At 68.6% G+C, this 23,680-nt stretch carries 19 protein-coding genes and 1 pseudogene; 10 read left to right on the top strand and 10 right to left on the bottom strand.

Annotated features, from left to right (window positions below; genetic code table 11):
• Positions 1-4: 4 nt before the first annotated feature.
• The 6 genes from OXG79_14265 to OXG79_14290 all read right to left on the bottom strand — a co-directional run bounded on the left by OXG79_14265 (position 5) and on the right by OXG79_14290 (position 6,343).
• Positions 5-1,090 (bottom strand): ATP-binding cassette domain-containing protein, encoded by a 1,086-nt coding sequence (locus tag OXG79_14265; protein ID MCY3784929.1) that lies wholly within the window; start codon positions 1,088-1,090, stop codon positions 5-7.
• Complete coding sequence (locus OXG79_14270) at positions 1,090-2,148, bottom strand: ABC transporter ATP-binding protein (protein ID MCY3784930.1); 1,059 nt, start codon at positions 2,146-2,148, stop codon at positions 1,090-1,092. The genes OXG79_14265 and OXG79_14270 overlap by 1 nt, the downstream gene beginning before the upstream one ends.
• A gap of 234 nt (positions 2,149-2,382) precedes the next feature.
• Positions 2,383-3,981 carry a SpoIID/LytB domain-containing protein gene (locus OXG79_14275; GenBank protein MCY3784931.1) on the bottom strand — a complete coding sequence of 533 codons (1,599 nt, stop codon included), beginning with the start codon at positions 3,979-3,981 and terminating at the stop codon, positions 2,383-2,385.
• Positions 3,982-4,025: 44 nt separating this feature from the next.
• Positions 4,026-4,307: a twin-arginine translocase TatA/TatE family subunit gene (locus OXG79_14280; GenBank protein ID MCY3784932.1), complete on the bottom strand. Its 282-nt coding sequence runs from the start codon at positions 4,305-4,307 to the stop codon at positions 4,026-4,028.
• Between the two features lie 215 nt (positions 4,308-4,522).
• Positions 4,523-5,665: a D-alanyl-D-alanine carboxypeptidase gene (locus tag OXG79_14285; GenBank protein ID MCY3784933.1), complete on the bottom strand. Its 1,143-nt coding sequence runs from the start codon at positions 5,663-5,665 to the stop codon at positions 4,523-4,525.
• Positions 5,666-5,671: 6 nt separating this feature from the next.
• The gene (locus tag OXG79_14290; protein ID MCY3784934.1) at positions 5,672-6,343 is read right to left on the bottom strand and encodes a phosphoribosyltransferase family protein; all 672 of its coding nucleotides are present in this window, start codon (positions 6,341-6,343) and stop codon (positions 5,672-5,674) included.
• A 196-nt stretch (positions 6,344-6,539) separates the two neighbouring features.
• Between OXG79_14290 and OXG79_14295 the strand changes: the two genes are divergently transcribed.
• Complete coding sequence (locus tag OXG79_14295; protein MCY3784935.1) at positions 6,540-9,221, top strand: valine--tRNA ligase; 2,682 nt, start codon at positions 6,540-6,542, stop codon at positions 9,219-9,221.
• Here the strand turns inward: OXG79_14295 and OXG79_14300 are convergent.
• Both OXG79_14300 and OXG79_14305 read right to left on the bottom strand, forming a co-directional pair.
• Positions 9,218-10,186 carry an HD domain-containing protein gene (locus tag OXG79_14300; protein ID MCY3784936.1) on the bottom strand — a complete coding sequence of 323 codons (969 nt, stop codon included), beginning with the start codon at positions 10,184-10,186 and terminating at the stop codon, positions 9,218-9,220. The genes OXG79_14295 and OXG79_14300 overlap by 4 nt on opposite strands.
• 114 nt (positions 10,187-10,300) lie before the next feature.
• On the bottom strand, positions 10,301-10,741 hold the full coding sequence (locus tag OXG79_14305) for a hypothetical protein (GenBank protein MCY3784937.1): 441 nt from the start codon (positions 10,739-10,741) through the stop codon (positions 10,301-10,303).
• A gap of 187 nt (positions 10,742-10,928) precedes the next feature.
• Here OXG79_14305 and OXG79_14310 point away from each other — a divergent pair, with 187 nt between their 5' ends.
• Positions 10,929-12,512: a hydantoinase B/oxoprolinase family protein gene (locus OXG79_14310; GenBank protein ID MCY3784938.1), complete on the top strand. Its 1,584-nt coding sequence runs from the start codon at positions 10,929-10,931 to the stop codon at positions 12,510-12,512.
• Here the strand turns inward: OXG79_14310 and thpR are convergent.
• Positions 12,496-13,122, bottom strand: coding sequence for an RNA 2',3'-cyclic phosphodiesterase (gene thpR, locus OXG79_14315; GenBank protein ID MCY3784939.1), 627 nt, complete (start codon positions 13,120-13,122; stop codon positions 12,496-12,498). The two genes, OXG79_14310 and thpR, sit on opposite strands and share 17 nt — an antisense overlap.
• Positions 13,123-13,215: 93 nt before the next feature.
• Here thpR and OXG79_14320 point away from each other — a divergent pair, with 93 nt between their 5' ends.
• Positions 13,216-14,517, top strand: a complete 1,302-nt coding sequence (locus OXG79_14320; GenBank protein MCY3784940.1) for a hypothetical protein — start codon at positions 13,216-13,218, stop codon at positions 14,515-14,517.
• Between the two features lie 18 nt (positions 14,518-14,535).
• The gene (locus OXG79_14325) at positions 14,536-15,411 is read left to right on the top strand and encodes an amidohydrolase family protein (GenBank protein ID MCY3784941.1); all 876 of its coding nucleotides are present in this window, start codon (positions 14,536-14,538) and stop codon (positions 15,409-15,411) included.
• Positions 15,412-15,652: 241 nt separating this feature from the next.
• Here OXG79_14325 and OXG79_14330 read toward each other — a convergent pair.
• A pseudogene (locus tag OXG79_14330) lies at positions 15,653-16,300 on the bottom strand (corrinoid protein).
• Between the two features lie 188 nt (positions 16,301-16,488).
• Between OXG79_14330 and rdgB the strand changes: the two are divergent.
• The 6 genes from rdgB to mfd all read left to right on the top strand — a co-directional run bounded on the left by rdgB (position 16,489) and on the right by mfd (position 23,637).
• Positions 16,489-17,118, top strand: coding sequence for an RdgB/HAM1 family non-canonical purine NTP pyrophosphatase (gene rdgB / locus OXG79_14335; protein MCY3784942.1), 630 nt, complete (start codon positions 16,489-16,491; stop codon positions 17,116-17,118).
• A 193-nt stretch (positions 17,119-17,311) separates the two neighbouring features.
• Entirely contained in the window at positions 17,312-17,983 is a 672-nt protein-coding gene (locus OXG79_14340) for an SDR family oxidoreductase (protein ID MCY3784943.1), read from the top strand.
• On the top strand, positions 17,968-18,696 hold the full coding sequence (locus OXG79_14345) for an SDR family NAD(P)-dependent oxidoreductase (protein MCY3784944.1): 729 nt from the start codon (positions 17,968-17,970) through the stop codon (positions 18,694-18,696). The genes OXG79_14340 and OXG79_14345 overlap by 16 nt, the downstream gene beginning before the upstream one ends.
• A 42-nt stretch (positions 18,697-18,738) precedes the next feature.
• Positions 18,739-19,563, top strand: a complete 825-nt coding sequence (gene rsmA, locus OXG79_14350) for a 16S rRNA (adenine(1518)-N(6)/adenine(1519)-N(6))-dimethyltransferase RsmA (GenBank protein ID MCY3784945.1) — start codon at positions 18,739-18,741, stop codon at positions 19,561-19,563.
• The gene (pth, locus tag OXG79_14355; protein ID MCY3784946.1) at positions 19,521-20,189 is read left to right on the top strand and encodes an aminoacyl-tRNA hydrolase; all 669 of its coding nucleotides are present in this window, start codon (positions 19,521-19,523) and stop codon (positions 20,187-20,189) included. The genes rsmA and pth overlap by 43 nt, the downstream gene beginning before the upstream one ends.
• Positions 20,164-23,637 carry a transcription-repair coupling factor gene (gene mfd, locus OXG79_14360; protein MCY3784947.1) on the top strand — a complete coding sequence of 1,158 codons (3,474 nt, stop codon included), beginning with the start codon at positions 20,164-20,166 and terminating at the stop codon, positions 23,635-23,637. Before pth ends, mfd begins: the two co-directional genes overlap by 26 nt.
• Positions 23,638-23,680 lie beyond the last annotated feature (43 nt).

Here is a 23,680-nt window from a genome sequence, read left to right on the forward strand (position 1 = left end):
GGTCCTACTCCGTGGATGAACTCCGGACGGAGTCGGTGATGGCGTCGTGCATTTCGCTGCTGAGCTGCGGGAGCGGCGTGCCGCGCCGGTCAAAGTCCTCCGCGACGTGGCAGGCCACGAGGTGACCGTCACCGAAGTCGCGCAGGGGCGGCTCCTCGTTGAAGCACACATCCTGGGCGACGGCGCAGCGTGTGTTGAAGCGACATCCCTGGGGCGGGTTGGTCGGACTCGGCAACTCGCCGGGAATGATCAGGCGTTCCCGCTGCTCGGACGGATCAGGAACGGGAATAGCGTCCATGAGCGCCCGGGTGTAGGGATGAATGGCGTTGCTGAAGAGATCCGGCGTATCGGCCTGCTCCACGATCTTGCCCAGATACATCACCGCCACGCGGTCGCACACGTACCGGACGACGGCCAGGTTGTGAGCGATGAACAGGTAGGTGAGGCCGAACTCACCCTGCAAGTCGCGCAGCAGATTCAGAATCTGCGATTGAATCGAGACGTCGAGGGCGGAAACCGGCTCGTCGCATACGAGGAACTGCGGACGCAGCACCAGCGCGCGCGCGATGCCAATGCGTTGGCGCTGTCCGCCGGAAAACTCGTGCGGATAGCGCTGCGCGTAGTGGCTGCTGATGCCGACGATGTCCATGATTTCGCGGATCTGGTCGTTGCGTTCGTCGGGGGTGCCAATCCTGTGGACCTCGAGGCCCTCGCCGATGATGCCGCCCACCGTGATACGCGGATCCAGCGACCCATACGGGTCCTGGAAGATGATCTGCATGTTGCGGGCGAGCACCTTGCGGTCGAGCTTCGACACATCCTCGCCGCCGAAATAGATCTCGCCGCTCGTCGGTGGATAGATGCGGAGGATCGTGCGGCCCACGGTGGTCTTGCCGCACCCGCTTTCGCCCACCAGGCCAAACGTTTCGCCGCGCTTGATGTCGAAGGAGACGTCGTCGGCGGCGTGCACGTGGGCGATGGTGCGCAGGAGGATGCCGCCTCGCACCGGAAAGTGCTTGGTGAGCTTCTGCACGGAAACGAGGACATCGTCGGAGGCACCGTTGCCCGCGGCATCGATTTCTGTAGCCATCAGTTCGCCGATCCCGCGGTCGCCCGAGCTTGGGGCAGCGGCTCCCCGTCGTGTCCGGATGGTCGCTGGGGATACAGGTGACAGCGCACCGTGCGCCCATCGTCAAGCCGCTGAAGTTGCGGACGGTTGTCGCGGCAAATGTTCATCGCCTCCGGACAGCGTGACTGGAAGAGACAGCCGAGCGGCAGCCGCATCATGTGCGGCACCGATCCGCGGATGGTCGAGAGCCGCTCGCTGCGATCCGTCATGAGGCTCGGAATGCTCGTCATCAGCCCCCGCGTGTACGGGTGCTTCGGCGCGGCGAACAAGGACTTGACGTCGGCGTACTCGACCACCTCACCGGTGTACATCACCGCCACGTCGTCGGCCATTTCCGCAATCACGCCGAGATCGTGGGTGATCAGCAACAGCGCCATGCCGGTCCGGGCCCGGATTTCCCGGATCAATTCGAGAATCTGGGCCTGAATCGTCACGTCGAGCGCGGTTGTGGGCTCGTCGGCCAGGAGCAGCTGGGGTTCGCACGCCAGCGCCATGGCGATCATCACTCGCTGCCGCATACCGCCCGACAGTTCATGGGGATACGCCTTCACCCGCTGCTCCGGTTGGGGAATCCCCACCAGACGCAGCACCTCGATCGTCCGTTCGTAGCGCTGCTTGCCCGTGAAGTCGCGATGTTCGCGCAGGACCTCGCCAATCTGATTGCCGGTGTTGAACACGGGGTTCAGCGCCGTCATGGGCTCCTGGAAGATCATCGAAATCTCGTCGCCGCGCACGCGGCGCATCTCCCGGTCGCTGAGGCCACGCAGATCGCGATCCTGCCACATCACCTCGCCGCCGACGATGTCGCCCGGCGGACGAATCAAGCGCATCACGCTGAGCGCGCTGACGCTCTTGCCGCAGCCGGACTCGCCGACCAACCCGAGCGTCTTGCCGCGTTCGATGGCGTAGGACACGCCGTCGACGGCCCGAACCACTCCGTCGCGAACCCGAAAGTGCGTGCGCAGGTTTCGCACCGACAGCAGCAGGTCGCCTCTTTCGACTCGTTCCGGCAGCTGCATGCCGGGCTCGGGCGCGCCGTTGACTTCGCTCATGGCCGTTGCAGCGCGCGCTCCGCGCCGCCATTCCGAGTCCGCGGGACGCTCCGACGATGCACTACCGACATTGTTGACCCGTTACTCCGTAGGTTGAGGCTCGGTACCCACCCGTGGGCGGCTCGCGCACGCTTCACGGACGACTGCTCAGCCGCGGGAATGAGTTTAGGTGCGAGCGCCGCAGGGCGTCAACGTGCGAACTCATGCCAGCACACGCAACTCGATGCCTGTGTAGTAGTGGGTCAGGATTTCGTCGTAGGTGTGCCCGGCCAGCGCCATGCCCTGCGCGCCCCATTGGCTCATGCCCAGGCCATGGCCGAATCCGCGACCCGTGAGGACCAGCGAGGGCGGGCGCTCGAATACCGCGACGTGCACGGCGCCGTTCACCAGCTCGATATCGGACGGCGCCGTGGCGAAGGCGACGCTGCGGCGCACGGACGTCATGCGGAGTCCCTCTTGGAGCAACGCGCCCAGGCGGCGGGGCGCCGCGCCGATCAGCTCCAGCGACGCCACCGGGGCAAGCTCCAGCTCGACAAACGCGCTGGGCAGGCCGAGTGCCGTGCGCACCGCATCGCCGAAGAGTTCCACCTCGCCCGCGGCGCCGACCACCAGAACCCGCAGCGGACGTCCCGCCGGCGTGCGCTCCAGGACGCGCAAATCCACGATCGCGCCCACGCCCCCGTTGCGAAAGGTCCGGTAGTCGGCCAGCTCGGACAGCGGGATCGTCCGCGTCCAGCGATAACCCTCGGCGCCCCATGACACGGTCAGGGCGGCGGCGTCACCTGGAGACGGCACGCTGCGAAGATAGGGAACCGGCGTGCCCCACACGTGCTCGGAATCTTCGGTCACGTCGCCGGCATTCGCCGAGTACAGCGCCTCGATCGGCGCGCCGTTGAACATCGCCACGACTCCCGCCGTCGCCGCCACCGCCGCCTGCGTTCGCTCGGACTCGCTGCGCGTGCCGCTATAGGCCTGGCAGTTTTGGTTGTCGCAAATGTCGTAGATCTCGTCCGGCCGCAAGTGCTGGATGGCGTAGGTTCGTGCCGCCACCGCCTGCGCCTTCAGCGCCTCGATCTCCCAATTGCGGGGCATCTCCGCGCCCACCACCGACGCCAGGTAGTCGGCAAGGCCCACGTGATTAACCACGAGAAAGCCCCTATCGACCCGACGGATGTCGAATCCGCCGCGGTAGGGCGTACCGTTGAGATGCGTCGGGACATGAGACTCAGCCGGCCGCACGTCGAGTCGCTCCGGAAGCTCAAACGTCGCCCATTCGCCAACCGCCAGGGTGGGGCGCGGCGGCAGGACGCGCGCGGCGACGCCGGCCTCCGTCCGAAGCAACCGGCGATGGCGCTCGAGCACCGCAAGGTCAACGTAGGGACCGACATGCACCAGGCTTGGCTCGGCCGCCCGCACGGGGCCGTCGACGCCGATCTCCAGCGCCCACGGCGCCGCCCCTTGCACGGAGAATGCCAGGTATCTCGACGAGCGCCCGACGACAATTCGCTGCCCAGCGGCCACGTCCCGCGCGCGGCCGTCGATAACCGCCGTCGAAGGGCCTTGCGTCTCGAGCGTGAGCGTGTCGCCCATGTTGCTGAGCAAGACGCGAACGACCTCGGGCAAGGACAGGTCGCGCTGCTGAGCGCCCGCGCCGGTCGTTGGGAGCAGCGTGAGCGCAAGCGCCGCGCCGGCCGCGGCAATTGCCAGCGAATGCAGCCAGGCGATTGGCCGACTGACCACGCCGGAACGCAAGCGGGCGCCCGCCTCGCGCGGCGGGATCATCAAACGCTCACGCTCCACCACCGCAGGTCAACGTCGCCTGCGGCGCGGTCGGGAGCGTGGGACTAGGACTCGGGCTTCTTCTCGGCGGGAGCTTCGGCCGCGCCTTCGGCCGTGGCGTCGGCGCTTGCAACCGTAGTGGCCGGCGTCTCCGGCGCCTCGTCGGCTTCGTCCTGCTCACCCTCTTCTTCTTCCTCGTCCTCGAGGCCCGCCCGCGCCTCGCTGCGGAACTCGCGCACGCTCTTGCCGAGCGCCTGCCCCACGCCCGCGATGCGGCCGGCGCCGAACAGTGCGATCACGATGAGCAAGATGATGAGCAACTCAAGCGGCCCAAGTGATGTGAACACGGCTAATTTCTCCCTCGCTGCGGCAGCGAGAGCGCTGCCCTTGGTGGACGAGTCCTCATTGTCGGGGTTCTGCCACAGCCGCGGTCGCGACCGTTCCACGCGTCGCGACCGACACGTTCCCGACCACGGTGCTTCGATACACCGTACGTCACTTTACCTTTTCCCGGCGCCTTGGGATGAGAAATCGTCGCGTCTATCCTCGCAAGCACCGCATCCTAACCCTGGGCGTTGAGGAGTTGGAATCCGAAATCCAGGAGCACTGCCGCGTCCCGCTCGCGCTGGCTGCTCCCCAGGATCACGACCATCAGCCGGCGCCCGTCGCGTTCGGCCGCGGCGATGATGTTGCCGCCGGCATCCTGCGTGCGTCCGGTCTTGACGCCGAGGGCGCCGTCATAGGACCACAGCAGGCCGTTGAGGCTCGTGGCGGTGTAGGCGCCGTGATTCGGGCGGGCTGGAATCACATAGGAGCGCGTGGAGACGATGCGCGCGATGAGCGGAAAGCGTTCGATCGCGTCGGCGGCGAGCACGGCCATTTCGAAGGCGGTGCTCCGGTGGTCGGGCGAGTCGAATCCCACCGGGTTGGCGAACGTGGTGTTGCCCAGCCCCAGCCGTCGCGCGAGGTCATTCATCTGCGCCACGGTATAGGCCTCGCCGCCAATTCCATCCGCGACCGTCACCGCCGCATCGTTCGCCGACGGCAGCAACATGGCGAACAACAGATCTTGCAGCGTGAGCACCTCCCCAGGGCGCAGGCCGAGAACGTTGGGCGGCTGCTCGGCGGCCTCGGGCGGCACCTGGATGCGCAAATCGGCCGGCGCCTGCTCCAGGGCGACCACGGCCGTCGCCAGCTTGGCCAGGCTCGCGGGTGCGTGCGGCACGTGCGTGTCGCGCCCGTAGAGGATGGTGCGCTGCGAAAGATCGACAACCATCGCCGAGGCGGCCGTGATGGGCGGAGCTTCCAGAGGTTGGATGAACGGGTCGTCGATGAATGCGGCGTTGCTGGTCCGAGCCAACGTCGGGGCATTGGCCTGCACGCGCTCGATGTCGCGGTCGAGCAAGTTCACCACCCGGCCCATGTCCGGCAGCGGCGCCTCCACCGACGAAAAGATCCGCGTCAGCACCAGCACGCCAGAAATGGCCGCCAGCAGGACCAGGAGCAACTCCGCGCCCCGGCGAAAACGCAACGCCTGCACCCGGCGCACCCGCGGCTGTTGCGCTGGTTGCCGCAATTGGGCGTGGTAGATCGGCGGCGGCACCGCGGCGCCGGTCGCGTCCCCAGCGCCGGCCTCGAGCAACTCCTCTTGTCGCCAACCGTCCAGCGGGCGCCGTGCCCCGCGATCTCGTCTTCGTGTCGCCATGGCCCGCTACACCACCTGATGCCGCGCGATGTAGTCGAGGCTGCGGCGGTAGTCCGCTTCCCGGATCAACTGCTCGCTCATGTAGAAGTTGAGCATGGTGCGCAACGAGAGGATGGGCAGCAGGTGCAAGCCGTGGTGCTGGAGACGGCGAGCCGCCCCGAGATCGCGATCGATCAGCACGATGACGTCGCGGACCACGAGCCCCTGCTCGCGCATGGCGTTCGCCGTGGCGATCACCGAACCGCCGGTGGTGATCAGATCGTCGACCAGCAGCGCATGTTGCCCGGGCAGGAATCGGCCTTCGAGCAATAGTTCGTCGGATGACAGCCGGGGCGACAGGTAGACGAGGGGCACGTCGGTGGCCAGGGAGTAAGCGGTCGCCAGATGCAGACCACCCAAGGGGACGCCCGCCACCAGCTCCCACGGCTCGGCGGGATGGTGCAGGCGCGCCACCGCGAGCTCCGCCGTCTGGCGTACCAAATCGGCGGCGGCGCGAAGCGCGGCGGGGACGGCAATGAGGCGCTTCGGGTTTACATAAACCGGCGAGTCGACCGTCGACCGCCCAAGCGTAAAGCTGCCAAACTCAATGCCGCCGAGCTCGTAGATCTGGCGAGCCAAGCCCAGCGTCGTGTTGTCGTCGGCCGTCACGCGCGCCTCGCGCAAGCTGCGACGCGCCACGCCCGCCGCCACGGCCTCCCAGGCGGACCCTGCGTCGCCGCAATTATTGGGGCCAGGCCACGCGCGGTCAAGAATCGCCGCCCAAATCGAATCACCTGGGACTCGCTCGGCGCACCGGGGAGCGGCTGAGCTTCACGCCGGACGCAACAGGCGCACCTACAATGCGTCGGAATCCGGTTTTCGCACAGGCAGTCTCGTGGCCCACGACCCCGTCCCGGCTCCCGCCATCGCGGGCATGGAGGGACCCTACGACGCCTCGCGCGTCGAGACCCACTGGTACGACCTGTGGGAGGACGCCGGTCATTTCGTCCCGTCCGAGGATCCCGCCCGTGAGCCGTTCGTGATCGCCATTCCGCCGCCAAACATCACCGGCGCCCTGCACAACGGCCACGTGATGTTCGTGTCCTACCAGGACCTCATGATTCGCTGGCATCGCATGCGGGGGCGCGCCGCGCTGTGGATTCCGGGCACGGACCATGCCGCCATCGCCACGCAAGCGGTGATCGAGCGCGAGTTGCGCCGCGAAGGCACGACGCGGCACGAGATCGGCCGGACAGCGTTCGATCGCCGCTTTTGGCAGTGGCGCGACACCTATGGCTCTCGCATCACGCAGCAACTCCGCCGCCTTGGGGCCTCCGCGGACTGGACGCGCGAGCGCTTCACGATGGACGACCAGCTCTCGCGCGCCGTGCGCGAGGCCTTCGTGCGCCTCTACGAAAAGGGCCTCATCTACCGCGGCGAATACCTGGTGAACTGGTGCCCGGAGGATCGCTCGGCAATCAGCGACCTCGAGGTCGAGCATGAGACCGTCGAGGGTCACCTCTGGCACATCCGCTATCCGCTGACGGACGGCAATCACATCGTCGTCGCCACCACCCGCCCCGAAACGATGCTCGGGGACACCGCCGTGGCCGTGCATCCAGACGACGAGCGCTACCGGCACTTGGTCGGCGGCACCGCCGTCGTGCCCGGAATCGGACGCGAAATCCCCGTCATCGCCGACCCCGAGGTCGACCGCGAATTCGGAACCGGCGCCGTGAAGATCACCCCCGGCCACGACCCCAACGACTGGCGCATGAGCCGGCGGCACGGGCTCCCCGTCGTCAGCATCCTCAACGACGATGGCTCGCTCAACGACCAAGCCGGTCAGTGGGCCGGCTTGGACCGTTTCGAGGGGCGCCGCGCCTACGTGGCATACCTTGAGTCTGAAGGCCTGCTCGAGCGCGTCGAGTCGCACGCCCACGCCCTCGGCCATTGCCAGCGCGACGGCTCCGTGGTGGAACCGCGCGTGTCGGAACAGTGGTTCGTCAACGCGCGGCCCCTGGCCGACCGCGCCGCGCAAGCCGTCCACGACGGCACGCTCACGTTTTATCCGCAACGCGCCGCCGCCGAGTTCTTGCGCTGGATGGAAATGATCCAGCCCTGGTGCATCTCCCGCCAGCTATGGCTGGGGCACCGCATCCCGGTGTGGTACTGCGACGCCTGCGGCGAGACGCTGGTGAGCCGCACCGATCCGGAGCGCTGCTCGGCATGCGGCAGTGAGAACCTGGCTCAGGATCCGGATGTGCTCGACACCTGGTTCAGCTCCGGGCTCTGGCCCTTCTCGACGCTCGGCTGGCCGGACGAGACTCCCGACTTCAAGCGCTTCTATCCCACCGACGTGCTTGAAACCGGGAGCGACATCATCTTCTTCTGGGTCGCGCGCATGGTGATGCTCGGACTCGAGCTCACCGACCGGCTGCCGTTCCACACCGTCTATTTGAACGGCATGGTGCGGCATGCCGACGGGTCCAAGATCGAGAAATCGAACTATCAGCCCGGCGACGATCCCGCCGACATCATTGATCCCTACGGCGCCGACTCCCTGCGCTTCATGATGGTGACGTCCACGGCGGAAGGCGCCGACCTGCGCATCAATCTGAAGCGCGTCGAGGCCGCGGCCCACTTCGCCAACAAGCTGTGGAATGGCGCGAAGTTCGTGATCGGCGCCATGGGGCGCACGACAGAGTCCGACGCGACGGCCGCGCCGACGATCGTCGACGAATGGATCACCGCCCAGTTCGGCGCGCTGCACGCGGACGTCGTGCGCCTGGTGGAGAGCTACCAGTTCGGCGAAGCCGGCCGCCGGCTGCACGACTTTCTGTGGTCCGAGTTCTTCGACTGGTACGTCGAAGCGGCCAAGACTCGCCTCTATTCGGACACTCCAGCCGAGGCGCGCCGGGTTGCCGCGACGCTGGCGCACGTGCTGGACGGCAGCCTGCGCCTGCTGCATCCCTTCATGCCGTCGTTGACCGAAGAGATTTGGCGCCACTTCCGCGAGGCCGGCGGCGCGCCGGACGCACCCGAGTGGCTCATCGTGACGCGCATCGACGAGCCGCCGCCGCCGGGTAACGCCGAGGCCGTGCGCCAGGTTCGGGATCTCATTGCCGTCGTGCAGGGGATTCGCAACGCGCGGCATGAGTCGCAGGTGGAACCGGGCCGCATGATCGAGGCGCGCATCGTTCTCAATGGCCAGGCCGCCTTTATCGAGCGCGAGCGGATCTTCGTGGAGCGGCTCGCGCGGGTGGAGCCGTTGTCCTTCCACCCCCAGGGCACGCAGTTCGACGATCCCGCGGTGACCGTGCGCACGGCCGGAATCGAGGTGAATCTGCCGCTCGCGGGGATGATCGACATTGCCGTCGAGCATGAGCGCCTGGCGCGTGAGCGGGCGGAACGATTGGCCGATCTGGAACGCGCGGAAGCCCTCCTCGCCAACCAGGCCTTCACGCAGCGTGCGCCCGCCGCCGTGGTCGACAAGGAGCGGCAAAAGGCCGCTGCCGCGCGTTCGGCGCTGGCGCAGATCGACGACCGCCTGGCGGCCCTTCCGCCCCGGTCCTAGCGCGAGCTTCCCGCTCCGTCGTCGCTGGTTGCGCGCACGTAGAGCTGACGCAGGCTGGTCGCCCCGCGCACGGTGGCTCCGCCGATGCCGCGCGCCCTGGCCGCGTTGACGTCTTCCAGCGCCGGCCGCACCTGCGACGAGAGTTGGTCGATGAAATGCAGCGCGATGGCCTCCGGAATCATGGGCTCCACCACGGCCGCGAACTCTCGAGTGCCCTGGTGGCTGAGCACCAGATGCCGCAGGAGCATGGCCGTTTCCGAATCACACTTGACCTCGTCAATGGCCGCGTCGAGCAACTGCACGCCGTGAACCATGTGGCCTTCGAGGTTTCCCGCCGGCGTATAGGAGAACTCGCTGGTGACCTCGAGCTCCAGCACCTTGCCCAGGTCGTGCAGAATCACCCCGGCCACCACTAGGTCGCGGTCCAGTTCGGGGAATGTCTCGGTCACCCGCTCCGCCAGTTCCAACATCTCGACCGTGTGTTCGGCCAGCCCGCCCACCCAGGCATGATGCCGCCCTTTGGCGGCGGGCCACGTCGTCAGCCGCTCCGTGACAGCCGGCTGCGCCAGCACCGCCCGCACCACGGCCTGCACGCCGGCGTTGCCGATCGAGTCGGCGGCGGCGGCGATAGCTACACTGAGCGCCGCCGGATCGCGTTCGCCCTGCGGCAATAGGGCCGTGGCGTCCCACTGCACCGCGGAACGCTCCATGCGCGTCAGCTTCACGTTCACCCGCCCCCGAAACTCCTCCGCGCGGCCTTCGACGGTGTAGGTCTGGCCCGCATCGACGGCAGCGGCGAGCTCCGGCGGCACGGAAAAGTAGATTGCGTCAATCGAGTCGCGGTCCTGATCCCGCAACGTCACCCGCAAATACGGGTCGCCGTTGCGGCTGGTGCGCACGTCCGGCGAGGCGATTACGTACGTCCCGGACACCATCTGGCCGGGACGGATGTCGGCAATCCTCACGGGCGACTATCCGGGGGACGGACGGCCCATCCTACCCACGGCCGCCGAGCCGCCGGTCCAGGTCGCACGTCGAGTCGGCGCTGGCCCGAGGGCATCCTTGGCGCTGGCCGGCGGTTAGCGACGGCGGCGCCACCATGCGCGAAATCGGTCGCCAAACGACGGCGCCGGCCGGTGGTCGTTGAGATCGATCACTTGCCCGCGCCACATCTGCGGACTCGACGGCTTTGCAGGACCAGTTCCCGACCGGCGCTCGATAACTCCGCGGCCGATGGCCAGGAGAAACGTGATTCCGCCCGAAAGCGCGAACACCGCCGCCACCGGCCGCAGCGGCGTGGCATAGAGCAGCAGCCCCAAGACAACCAGGCTGGCAGCCGTCACCAGCATCTCGTTGGTGGTGGCGAAGCGGCGGCGCAGCCATGCGCCGAACGTATCCAGCCAGGGCCCGCGGGGTTGGTCTTGGTCCGGCTCCGACCGGGGCGGCTCGCCGCTCGCCGGCGAATTGAAGTCGTTCTCGTCGAGGATGTCCCGAACTTCCTCGCGCCAGTCCTTGGTCACCCGTGCTCGCCGCTGCAACTCTGCCTACGGTCAAGTATACCCCCGACCCCCGTCCGTCATTCCTGCGAACGCGGGAATCCACCCGACCGTCACCTCCGCGCCCCCGGCATTCCCCCGCCTGGACGGCAACCTCCCCACGCCCCAATCGCTGTATCGCGCAGGCCGGCTTCGATATGCTCCACGAATCATGGCCGCCGTAGCTTTTGAACTCGAAGTCTTTCGCCATCTCTTCGCCTCGGTTGCCGAGGAGATGGGCGTCACCGTGCAGCGCAGCGCGCACTCGCCCAACATCAAGGAGCGGCGCGACCACTCCTGTGCCGTCTTCGACCACGAGGGCCAAATGGTGGCGCAGGCGGCCCACGTGCCGGTGCACCTAGGCGCCATGCCCATGGCGGTGCAGGCGGCCGTCGATTTCTACGATAAGCGGGCGCCCGCCGCGGGCGACGTGATCATCGTCAACGATCCCTATCTCGGCGGCACGCACCTTCCCGACATCACCACCGTGTCACCGGTGTTCGTGGGCGAGCCGCTCGAAATGTGGGGCTGGGTAGCCACTCGCGCCCACCACGCGGACGTCGGCGGGCTCACTCCCGGCTCGATGCCCATGTCCACGGAGCTCTTCCACGAGGGCATCGTCATCCCGCCCCTCAAGCTCGTGGACGCAGGGACCGTCGACGAGCAGTTGGTCGAGCTCATTTGCCGCAACGTGCGCACGCCCGACGAGCGCCGCGGCGACCTGGCGGCCCAGCTGGCCTCGCACCGGGTCGGCGAGACCCGGTTGCAAGCGTTCGCCCGCCGCTACGGACCGAGCGAGCTGAGTCGCATGGCGCGGGAGCTCATGGCCTACACCGAGCAGCTGGTCGTCGCGCGACTGCGCCGCGTGCCCAACGGCGAATACGCGTTCGAGGACTTCCTCGACGACGACGGGAGGGGCGGTCCTTCGACGCCGCTTCGGGTCACCGTCACCGTGCGCGACGGGCGACTCATCGTCGACTTCGCGGGCACGGCGGCGGCGGTGCCCGGATCGCTCAACGCCCCGTCGGCCATCACCCACTCCGCCGCCCTCTATGTCGTGCGCTGCCTGGCGGGCGCCGATGTGCCGGCCAACGACGGCGCCAGGGCCGTGCTGGACGTCCGGGTGCCGCTTGGAACCGTGCTCAATCCCCAACCGCCGCACGCCGTGGCGGCCGGCAACGTCGAAACCTCCCAGCGAATCGTGGACGTGCTGTGGGGCGCCCTCGCCCAGGCGTTGCCGGACGAGGTGCCGGCGGCCAGCCAGGGCACGATGAACAACTTGGTCATTGGTGGAACCGATCCGCGCTCGGGAGGCGCGTATACCTACTACGAGACCATCGCCGGGGGCTCCGGCGCAGGCCCCACGCGACCGGGGACGAGCGGCGTCCACGTCGCTATGACCAACACGCTGAACACGCCCATCGAAGCGCTCGAGCTCGCCTATCCGATGCGCGCGCGGCGTTATGCCCTGCGTCCGGGCTCTGGAGGCGCCGGAGCGCATCGCGGCGGCAACGGCGTCGTGCGCGAGGTCGAAATGCTGGCGCCGGCGTCGGTGACCATCGTGGCCGAGCGTCGTCGAATCGGCCCCTGGGGCCTGCGCGGCGGCGACTCAGGCCGCCGAGGACGGGATCGGGTCCACCGCGGCGGTCGCTGGCGCGACGTTCCGGGCAAGGGCACTCATGACCTGGAGGCGGGCGATCTGGTTCAGGTGTCCACGCCCGGCGGCGGCGGTTGGGGCGCTAACGCCGCCGATTGAATAGACGAAATCCCCGCTCGGCCTCCGCGGCCGGCGGCGCGTCGGCGTCAAAGTCGACTTCCAGCACCTCGCGGTAGACGGCGCCGGCCGGCGACAGGTCGCTCTCGAATAGCGACACCGCCGTCACCGTGTGGGCACCGAGCGTCCCGAGGCGCGCGGCCTCGAAGCGACGCGCCACGCCCATCCGCGTCGACAGCGTCGCCTGCCGACCGATCCGCGCCAGCGTGACGTGCGGACTGAACGGCCGGGCCCCCATGCGCAGGCCGATACCCTGCATCTCGCGCGTGACGGCGGCCTGCAAATCGCGCACGGCGTCCAGGTCGCCGCTGATCCCCACCCACGCGACGCGCGGCTCGCCGCCCGTGGGAAACGTGCCGCCGCCGCCAAATCTGAGCACAAAGGGCGAACGCCCGCGCGTCGCGGCCTCCAGGCCCGACCGGATGCTGTCCGTGGAGTGGGCCGGCACTTCGCCAAGAAACGCCAGGGTGAGATGCAGACTCTCGGCCGACATGCAGCGCACATCGCGCACATCGCCGACCAGCGATCTCGCGCGTCGGGCAAGCTCGACCCGCAGGTCCTGCGGATAGGAAATCGCGACAAACGCTCGCATAGGCTGCGAGTATAATTTCATGCCTCGGGTGGGCCTGATCGTCGGCTGCGCCCGCTGCACCGCTCGGGGCGTTCCCACGCGCGAGGTACAACCATGGCCGCGGCTGAAGGCGTCCTCATCAGCGAAGGAACCGCGCCGCTGGACACCGCGCGCCGACAGGAATTGGGTGAGCAGCTTCGCGAGCGCATGCGTCGCGCCGACACCGGCGCCCCGGCATCCGCCATGGCCGCCGCCGACCTCGCCGTGGCCATCCACACCACGGTTCCCAACCCGGCGACGACAGTGTTCTGGGATGCCGGTGGACACACCGATGCCTACCGGCACCTGCTCGGTCACCCACCGTCGACCGCGGCCCCGCCGGCACCGGGACGCGCGGTATCCGAGGCCGTCGGCGCCGCCGTCGCGCGCATGTTGCAGCATGAGGCCACGTCCATCGTCGCGGTCATCGACGGCCAGGGCCTGAGCGCCGGCCTGGCATTCGAGGCGGTCAACCACGCCGGCCATTTGCAACTGCCGCTGGTGCTGGTGCTGGTTGATGCCCCGTCCACGCGCACCCGCAGCGTCGGCGCGGTGTCGCGTCACCTCACCCGGTTGCGCGGTCACCCGCGCTATGCCGATGCCAAAGTCCTAATCGAGCAGGCGCTCAGCCGGATGCCCGCCGGCGGCCAAGCCGTCGAGGTCGCCCGCCGACTCAAGAACTCCATGCGTGAGCTGCTCATCCCAACGGAGATCTGGGAAGAGTTGCTCGGCTTCACCTACTTGGGACCCGTCGATGGGGCCAGCGCCGACGCGTTGGCGGAATCGCTGGCGCTGGCGCTGCAAGTACGCCGGCCCGTGCTGCTGCACGTGGCGGCTCCTGCCGGCGCGGCGGTGCGGCGTCCCCGACTGGGCGCCGACCACAACGGCGTCGCCGCGGCGCGTGCGGCTTGGCTGGGGGCGGCGGCGGCCGCTCTCGCCGACCTCGCGGAAGCCGACGATCTGTGTGTGACCGTCAGCGCGGGCGCCACGGCCCGCGGGGCGTTGCACGCGGTGGCCGAGCGCGTGCCGGAGCGGTTCCTGGATGTCGAGCTCGGCGAGGCGCACGGCATGTCGCTGGCGGCGAGCTTGGCCCGAGAGGGTCTGCGACCGGTGGTGGCGCTCGCCGCATCGCGCACGCTGGCCACCATCGCCCCCCTGCTCGACGAAGCCACGCAAGCCGATGCGCCGCTCACGATCCTGGCCTATCCGGACGCGGCGCCCGACATGGCTGCCGATGTGCTGTCGCGCAACGCCGTCCCAGGTCTCGACGTGATCGTCCCCACACATCCGCACGACCTGAAAGAGCTTCTCGCGGCGGCGCTGGTCAGCCCGCGCTGGACTCTCATCCGGTTGCCCGCGTCCGTCACCCAGGAGTAACCCCTCGTCGGCGACGCGATGCACGGCGCCCCCTCACCAATCATCGACGCCCACACCCACGTGGTGCCCCCGGAGGTCGCGGCCGACCGGGAGCGGTTCCTCGAAGCCGATCTCTGGTTTCGCCGCCTCTACACCAATCCCCGGCGCACCCTCGCCACCACCGACGACGTGGCGCTGGAGATGGCCCGCTCGGGCGTCGACACCACCGTGGCCTTTGGCTTCGCCTGGCGCGATCCGAGCCTGTGCGTGCTCAACAACGACTACATCCTGGAGCAGGCCGCGGCGCACCCCGAGTCGCTGGTGCCCTATTGCGTGGTTGCGCCGTCGGACCTGGAGTTCAGCATCGTGGAGATGGAACGCTGCCGGCGACGGGGCGCCGTCGGGGTGGGCGAGCTGTTTCCGGAAGGCCAGGGCTGGAACTTGAGCGACCGCGGCGCCCTGCGCGAGTTCGTTGGCGCGGTGCGCGGGCTCGAGCTGGTCCTCAACCTGCACGTCAGCGAGCCGGCCGGCCACGACTATCCCGGCAAGGATTCGACCACGCCCGCGGCCATCTGGCCGCTGATCGAGATGGCGGGCGGCGAGGTGCCCATCGTGCTCTCCCATTGGGGCGGCGGCGCCGCGTTCTACGAGCTGATGCCCGAGGTGCGCGACCTCACCCGGCAGATCTACTACGACTCGGCGGCCAGCCACCTGCTGTACCTGCCGGCCGTGTTTGACATGATGGCGCGGCTGGCGCCCGGCCGGATTCTCTTTGGCAGCGATTTCCCGCTGATGACCCAGCGTCGGGCATTGCGTCACGTGCGCGCGGCGGGGCTCGACGCCGACACGATGGCAGCCTTGCTGGGCGGCAACGCGCGCAAGCTCGGGCTGGGCGGCGCCTCTAGATTGACATAACGGGCACGACGCGAGTCCGCTAGCGCGCCAGCTCCCGTTCAATCTCGGCCGTCAGACGCGCCAGGTGGGTCGGGTCATAGCCCACCTCGGCCGCCTGCTCCACGAGCTGTCGAGTTTGCTCCAGTCCGGCGCGGTGCTCGGCCGATCCCGGCTCCTCGCGCACGGCCACCTGCAGCGCGTCACGCGCTTGGAGGTAGAGCTGGCGCCCCTGCTCCTCCGGCGATTCTTCCTGGACGCCAACGCCGAGCAGCCGCTTGGTCAGCGTGACCGCGGAAGCTGCGTCCGGGGCGTACCCATCCGCATTGATCTCGTCGGCGTAGCGCTGCGTGACCGGCGCGCCGCCGATGATGCACTGCACCTGGTCGTCGAGACCCGCCGCCTCGACGGCTTCGATCGTGCTGCGCATGTTCGTCATCGTCGTGGTCAGCAGCGCCGACATGCCCACGATGTGCGCGCCCTGGCTCAGCGCTTCCTGGACATATTCGTCGGGGTGGGTGTCGATGCCCGTATCGGTGACATCGAATCCAGCGCCCTCGAGCATCATCGCCACCAGGTTCTTGCCAATGTCGTGCAGATCGCCGCGGACGGTTCCGATCACGACCCTACCCAGCGGCTCGATTCCCGATTCCGTCAGCAGCGGACGCAGGATGGCCATGCCGGTCTTCATGGCCCTGGCGGAGATGAGGACTTCTGGCACGTAGTACTGGTTCGTGCGGAACAGCTCGCCTACGACGTCCATCCCCGGGATCATGCCGTCGTTGATGATCGCTCCGGGTGACACTTCGGCCTCGAGGCACGCCTTGACGAGGCGATCCACGCCCGGAGCGTCGCCCTTGATGATGCAGTCGCTCAGTTCCTGGAAACTCGCGTCGATGTCGATATCCGCCATGGCACGTCCTGGGTCGTGGGGGGAAGTCTTGCCGGCCCTCCGCCGCGTCCTCTTCCACGTTGCGCGTACGGACCCGGTCCAGCCGCGAGCGTACCATCACCACGACCGCCGCCACCGCCAATCGAGTCGCCCACGGTCGCCCGCCGCCGTGCCACGATGGGCTGCCCGGCATTGGTGAATAGGGTCTCGTGCGCTGGTCCCAAGCATCCGCCGTCGTGCTCGCCAGCGGCAGTCCGCACAAGCTGGCCGAGTTCCGGCGCCTGTTTCGCGGCTCGCCGGTGCGAATCGTGCCGCCAGGCGACTTCGGCTCTCCACTCCAGGTTGACGAGACCGGCGCCACCTTCCTGCAAAACGCGCGCATCAAGGCGGTGGTTTACGCCCTAGCCTGCCGGGTCTGGAGCCTGGCCGATGACTCTGGATTGGAAGTTGACGCGCTGGGGGGCGCGCCGGGCGTGCGGTCGGCGCGCTACGCCGGGCCCGGCGCGAGCGACGAGGCGCGCAACGACAAGTTGCTCGCGGCCCTGGCCGATGTACCCGATGCGCGGCGCACCGCGCGTTTCCGCTGCGCGGTGGCGGTGGCGGCGCCGGATGGCTCGATCGTCTACACCGCCGTTCGCAGCTGCGAAGGCCGCATCGCGCACGCGCCGCGAGGCGGGCAAGGGTTCGGCTACGACCCACTGTTCATTGTCGGCAGGGGGGATCGGACCATGGCGGAGCTGACGACCGACGAGAAAAACCGCGTGAGCCATCGTGGACAGGCGGCCCGAGCGGCGCGGCGCTTTGTGGAATCGCGCCGCGCCGCGACGCCATCCACCTGACCGCTAGGGACGATCTGAGAATGCCGGTCGGCTTGACCCCAATCCGTTCGCCCTGAGCCTGTCGAAGGGGTGGTCGAACGGATTGGGATTCGTGACTGCCCGCGCCCTTGCTTCGTCAATGGTCCCCCGGCGTTCGCGGCTCGCGGCACCCCCTTTGCTACGCTCCGGCGCGGCAGCGATCCCCCACCGACACGTGCCACCCGACGCCCGCGCCGCATTCGTCACCGCCGCCGGATCCCTCACCTCGCAAGCGATCGGACGTCGCCTGGCGCGCGACGGAGCATGCGTAGCGTTTGCCGACGCCGACCGCGACGCCGCATGCGCAGTCGCGGAAGCCATCCGCGCCGACGGCGGAGAGGCGGCGGGATTTGGGATGAATGCTCGCGACTGGTCGTCGACCCAACGCGCAGTCCGGCAGGCGCGAGATCGCTGGGGACGGCTGGACCTGTTGGTGAACCTGGTCGACGACTCGCCCGCGGCGCCCTTCCTGGCGCTGTCCGAAGACGACCTCACCGAGTCATTCGACGCCGCCCTGGCCGGCCTCATGCACGGCGTGCGGGCGGCCACGGAGCAGCTGCGGGAGGCGGATGCTGGATGCATCGTGAACGTGTTCCCCCTCGGCCGTGACGACAACGTGCTGGGCGGTGCGATGGCCGGTGCGGCGGAGATGCTCACGCGCGCCGCCGGCGTCGAGCTCGCCCCGCTCGGAATTCGCGTCGCCGGGATCGCCGCCGTCAGCGTTCGCGACGATCCGGCGGCCATTGCCGACGCCGTGGCGTTCCTGGCCTCGTCCGACGCCAGCTACGTCACCGGATCGACCCTGGTGATCGCAGAAAGGCACACCCAGCAGTGGATCGCCCGGTAGCCATCGTCACCGGCGCCGCCCACGGCATCGGGCATGCCTGCGCCCTGCGACTGGCCGACGACGGCTACTACGTCGCGGCCACGGACATCGACCCCGCGGTGCACGCGCACGCCGCCGAAGGCCGGACCGAAACGCACGAGCTCGACGCCGCGGATATCGCCGCAGGCCGCGCGCTGGTCGACGATCTCTCCCAGCGGCTCGGCGGCGTGGATGCGCTCGTCAACAACGCGGGATTCACGGAGCGACGCTCCATCGACGAGCTGGAAACCGCCGAATGGCGCCGCATGCTCGACGTGCACGTGCGTGGGCCGTTGTTCCTGATCCAGGCCGTCGCGCGCGACCTGATTCGTCGCGGGGCATCCGGCGCCATCGTAAACATGACGTCCATCCGAGCCATCGTGGCCGAGCCGGGCCAATTGCACTATTGCGCCGCGAAGGGTGCCCTCCACGCGCTGGCGCCGGCGTTGGCCCCGGAGCTATGGAGGCACAACGTGCGGATCAACAACGTCTCGCCGGGCCTGGTTGCCACCCGCATGACGGCCAACGTGCGCGCCGACCCGGAGGCCCTGTCGCTGCGCCTGCCCCGCCTGCCAATGGCTCGCTACGCAAAACCGACCGAAGTCGCGGCCTGCGTGGCGCATCTCCTCTCACGCAAAGCCCGGGCAATCTCCGGGCAAACGCTGGCGGCCGACGGCGGGTACCTGGCTGGCTAGGTCTCGTTCGGACCCGGCCGCGCCCATGCTCGATACTTGAGCATGCGTGTCTCCGATCGCCCGGCATTTCGCCCTTCGCGCCGGCGCGGCCAGAACTTCCTGGTGGACCGCGGCATTCAGCGCCGCGTCGCCCAGGCGGCGCAATTGCCGCCCGCTGCGGTGGTGCTGGAGATCGGCGCGGGCACCGGGTTGCTCACCGAAGCGCTCCGCCCGTTCGCCTCGCGGGTGATCGCGGTCGAGGTCGAGCGTGAGCTGGCCGGGCAGTTGCGCGAGCGCTTCGCCGACGACGACTCGATCACCGTGATCAATGCCGACGCGCTGGCGTTGGACACCGCCACCCTGGGCGTCTCCGACTATCACGTCGTCGCGAACCTGCCTTTCAGCGTTGGCACGCGGCTGCTGGTGGAACTGCTTGAGTCGCCGGCCCCGCCGCTGAGTCTCACGGTCCTGCTGCAACGCGACGTGGTCGACCGCGCCTGCGCGTCCCTCGGCAAGATGCGCCTGCTGAGCGTGATCGTGCAGTCGCTGGCGGTGCCGCGACGCCTCTTCGACATTCCGCCGGGCGCGTTCCGTCCCCGACCCAAGGTCACCTCCACGCTGCTGCGCCTGAAGCCGAGGCCGCTCGACACTCCGGACCGCGTCCGCATTTCCCGCCGCATCGCTGCCGCCCGCCGCGCATTTGGGCAGCCACGCAAGCAGCTGGCCAACGCTCTGGGGTCGCCGGCCGGAATCGCCGCGTCGCTGGAGGAGCGCGGCATCGACCCCAAGCGGCGACCCGAGACGCTCTCGCTGGAGGAATGGGACGCCGTGGCTGATGCGCTGGCATGCGAGTCAACGCCCGCCACGACCGCGTCGCTAGCCACGTGAGCTGGCTGCGGCGCTTTCGACGCGACTCCACCGAGGCCGGCCCGGCCTACATGATCGTTGGACTGGGGAATCCGGGGCCGGAGTATGCGCGCACGCGGCACAACGCGGGATTCGACGTGTGCGACCGGCTGGCCGATCGGCGCCGGGATTGGCGCCGCGTGCGCGATGCACTCATCTGGCAAGGCGAGGTCGACGGCGTGTCCGTGACGCTCCTCAAGCCAAGAACCTACGTCAACGCCTCAGGACCGGCCGTGGGCCGGGCGCTCGACTCGGCCGGCCTTTCCGTCGACCGCCTTATCGTGGTGCAGGACGATCTCGACCTGGCGTTTGCCCGCGTGCGCCTTCGGCAAGGCGGATCGTCGGGCGGACATCGCGGCATCGAGTCCATACTGCAAGCGGTGGGCGGCGCCGACTTTCTGCGCCTGAAGATCGGGATCGGCCGCCCGCCGCCGGAAATGGATCCCGCCGCGTACGTCCTGCAACGATTCGCCGCCTCCGAGCGGGAGGCGATCGACGACGCATTCGATCGCGCGGCCGACGCGGTACGGGCGCTCCTGACGCGACCGCCGGCCGACGTGATGCAAGAGGTGAACCAACAGCATGCGGCTGTCCGACCTCGCGACTGAGTTCGCCGCCGAACCGACGCTGACCGCGGCGTTGGCGGCGGCGGGACAGCGTGACGACGCACTCACCGTCGAGCTGCGCGACGCGCTCAAGCCTCTGTACGTCGCGTTGCTGGTCGAACGCCTCAGCCGCCCGCTCATCATCGTGACCGCCGAGGAAGCGCGAGCCGGCGAGCTGGCGCATGACATCGGCATGTGGGCCGGCGACATTCCGGTGCTCCACTTCCCCGACGTAGATCAACCGGCATTCGCCATGCTGGCCATCAACCACGAATTGCTGGCGCGCCGGGTGGCAGTCATGGGCCGGCTGGCCCACGCGAATGAGGGCGACCCCATCGTCGTGGTCGCGTCGGCGCGCGCGCTCATGCGCCGACTCATGCCGGTGGACGAGTTCCGGAGCAACTACCTCACGCTGGTGCCCGGCGCCGTCACCGATCTGGACGCACTGACGCGCCGCCTCGTGAGCTTGGGCTACGAACCGACCCCGCTCGTCGAACGGCCGGGCGAGTTCGCCCACCGCGGCGGCATCGTGGACATCTTTGCGCCCGGTTCCCCGCTGCCGGTGCGTGTCGACTTCTTCGGCGACGAGATCGAGTCCGTGCGCACCTTTGATCCCGACTCCCAGCGCTCCCTGCGACCGGCGCCGGAATTGATCATCACGCCCGCGACCGAGGTGCCGATTTGGCTAGGCGATCGCGTCGCCGGACGCCTGCGCGAGCTGCCGCTTGCCGACCTGCGTCCCGAGGATCGCCAGACCTGGAGCAGCCACCTCGATCGACTCGAAGGCGGCGAGTATTTCGACGACGCCGCCTTCTACACCACCAGCCTGCTCCCGGATGCCGTTTCCCTGCTCGACTACGCGCCTCACGGGAAATGCGTCGTCGACGAGCTCGAGCAGCTGCGGCTGGCGTTGCGCGACACCGAGCGCACCGCGACCGAAAACCGCGAGCGCCTGGCGGCCAACGGCGAACTGCCCGTGAACTTCGCGTCGCCGCTGTTTCCCGCGTCCGCCATGGTGGAACGCGTCGAAGGCGCGCCGGTGCGCCTGACCTACGTGCCAAGTCTTCCCGGCGCCGCGGAAGGCCGGCGCGCGGTCATCGAGAAGTTTGGCCCCGTGCCGTCCTATGCGGGCCGGCTGCGGCGCCTCTCCGACGACCTGGAGACGTTGCGCCGCGACGGCCGCCGCGTCGTGATCGTGAGCTACCAGGGGCGCCGTCTGCAGCGGCTGCTCCTGGATCAGCACCTGCCGACGACATCGCTGGAAGAACTGGAACATTTGGACGCCTCGGGGGCTATCAGCGTGCTCGGCGGGACGCTCAGCGAGGGACTGCGCCACGACGGACTCGGTCTGACGTTGGTCACCGACGCCGAGGTATTTGGCCGTCGCCGCGTGCGGCGCGGACGCCGATCGCGCCGCGGCGCGGAGCGGACGTTCCTCGCCGACCTCCAGCCCGGAGATTTCGTGGTGCACGTCGACCACGGCGTGGCGCGCTTCAGCGGTATCGTGCAGTTGGAAGACACCGGCGGCGCGCGCGAATACCTGCTGCTGCAATACACGGGCGACGACCGCCTCTACGTGCCGGTGGACCAGGTCGCCCGGGTGCAAAAGTTCGTCGGCATGAGCGACGCCGAGCCCAAGCTCAGCCGGCTCAACACCGCCGATTGGCAGCGGGCCAAGCGGCGCGCGCGGAAGTCGGCGGAGTCGATCGCGGGAGAGTTGCTCGAAATCTACGCCGCGCGCGAGCTGGCCACCGGCATGGCGTTTGGCGCCGACTCGGCGGCCCAACGCGACTTCGAGGAGGCGTTCGCCTTCATCGAAACGCCGGATCAGCTCAGGGCCATTGCCGACACCAAGACCGACATGGAACGTGAGCGCCCCATGGATCGCCTCGTGGCCGGCGACGTCGGCTATGGCAAGACCGAGGTGGCGCTGCGCGCGGCCTTCAAGGCCGCCATGGACGGGCGGCAGGTAGCCGTGCTGGTCCCGACTACGATCCTGGCGCAGCAGCACTTCGACACCTTCGTCTCGCGACTCGCCGAGTTCCCGGTCAAGGTCGATTTGCTCAGCCGCTTCCGCAGCCGCCGGGAGCAGCTGGACGTCTTGGCCGGCCTGACCTCGGGTGACGTTGACATCGTCATCGGCACCCATCGGCTCCTGCAGAGCGACGTGACCTTCGCCGATTTGGGATTGATCGTGGTCGATGAAGAGCAGCGCTTCGGCGTCGCGCACAAAGAGCGGCTCAAGGCGCTGCGCAAGAACGTGGACGTGCTCACGCTCACCGCCACGCCGATCCCCCGCACGTTGCATATGGCGCTGGCCAGCCTGCGGGAGATCAGCGTCATCGAGTCCCCGCCCGAGCAACGCCTCGCCGTCAAGACTTACGTCACGACCTACAACGACGACATCGTGCGTGATGCCGTCCGCTCCGAGCTTGGGCGCGGGGGTCAGGTCTACTTCCTGCACAACCGCGTGCAGACGATCTACACCTGGCAACGGCGGCTGCAGGAGTTGCTGCCGGACGTAGAGATGCTCGTGGCCCATGGGCAAATGCCGCCGGCGGAGCTCGAAGAGGTGATGTATCGCTTCGCCCGGGGCGACGCCCAGGTGCTGGTGGCGACCGCCATCATCGAGAACGGCCTCGACATTCCGAACGTCAACACCATCATCGTCAACGACGCCTGGCAGTTCGGCCTGGCGCAGCTCTATCAGCTGCGGGGCCGCGTGGGCCGGGCGGCGGCCCAGGCCTATGCCTATTTCATGTATCAGAAGGGGCATACCCTCACCGAACAAGCCCAGAAGCGCTTGCAGACGATCTTGGAAGCGTCGGATCTTGGCGCCGGCTTTCGCATCGCCATGCGCGACCTCGAGATTCGCGGAGCCGGAAACCTGCTCGGAGCCGAGCAGCATGGCCACATGAGCGCCGTGGGATTCGACCTCTATTCGCGCATGCTGGCGGAAGCCGTGGACCGGCTGCGGGGCGTGGCGCCCGAGCCCGAGCTACCGTCCGCGGTGGTGGATCTTCCGCTGGACGCGTATCTTCCCGACGATTACATGGGCTCCTACGCCACCAAGGTGCGCGAATACCAACGGCTGGCGCGGCTGCGCGGGATCGATGAGGTCGAAGCGGCGATCACGGACATCCGGGATCGGTTTGGCGCGCTGCCCGAGCCCGTGGACAATCTGGCGTATCTGCTTCGGATCAAGGCGCGGGCCCAAGCGTTGGGGTTCTCCGCCGTCACAACCTACGCGCGCGAGCTCTTGATCAAGGCGCCGGCGGAGTTCGCGCCGAGCCCAACGGTGATGCTCAAGGCCACCGGCTGGGGCGTCAAGCGCGGACAGGCTGGCCTCGTGTGGCCGGATTTCGCGCGCGATGCAGAATGGCAAGCCAAATTGATGCGCTTGCTTGACGACCTCGTACGCTGGGACGCGCTCGCGCCGGCGTCTCGCTAGAGCCGGCGCCGAACCAGAGAATCACAGAGGCAAGGACACCCGA

This window comes from Chloroflexota bacterium (assembly GCA_026706485.1).
Taxonomy (GTDB): Bacteria; Chloroflexota; UBA11872; order UBA11872; family UBA11872; genus JAJECS01.

Excerpts from the sequence above, each read along its gene's own strand:
- OXG79_14265 (MCY3784929.1), bottom strand. The coding sequence starts at position 1,090 with ATGGCTACAGAAATCGATGCCGCGGGCAACGGTGCCTCCGACGATGTC.
- OXG79_14270 (MCY3784930.1), bottom strand. The coding sequence starts at position 2,148 with ATGCAGCTGCCGGAACGAGTCGAAAGAGGCGACCTGCTGCTGTCGGTG.
- OXG79_14285 (MCY3784933.1), bottom strand. The coding sequence starts at position 5,665 with ATGGCGACACGAAGACGAGATCGCGGGGCACGGCGCCCGCTGGACGGT.
- OXG79_14310 (MCY3784938.1), top strand. The coding sequence starts at position 10,929 with ATGGCCGCCGTAGCTTTTGAACTCGAAGTCTTTCGCCATCTCTTCGCC.
- thpR (MCY3784939.1), bottom strand. The coding sequence starts at position 13,122 with ATGCGAGCGTTTGTCGCGATTTCCTATCCGCAGGACCTGCGGGTCGAG.
- OXG79_14320 (MCY3784940.1), top strand. The coding sequence starts at position 13,216 with ATGGCCGCGGCTGAAGGCGTCCTCATCAGCGAAGGAACCGCGCCGCTG.
- OXG79_14325 (MCY3784941.1), top strand. The coding sequence starts at position 14,536 with ATGCACGGCGCCCCCTCACCAATCATCGACGCCCACACCCACGTGGTG.
- rsmA (MCY3784945.1), top strand. The coding sequence starts at position 18,739 with ATGCGTGTCTCCGATCGCCCGGCATTTCGCCCTTCGCGCCGGCGCGGC.
- pth (MCY3784946.1), top strand. The coding sequence starts at position 19,521 with ATGCGAGTCAACGCCCGCCACGACCGCGTCGCTAGCCACGTGAGCTGG.
- mfd (MCY3784947.1), top strand. The coding sequence starts at position 20,164 with ATGCGGCTGTCCGACCTCGCGACTGAGTTCGCCGCCGAACCGACGCTG.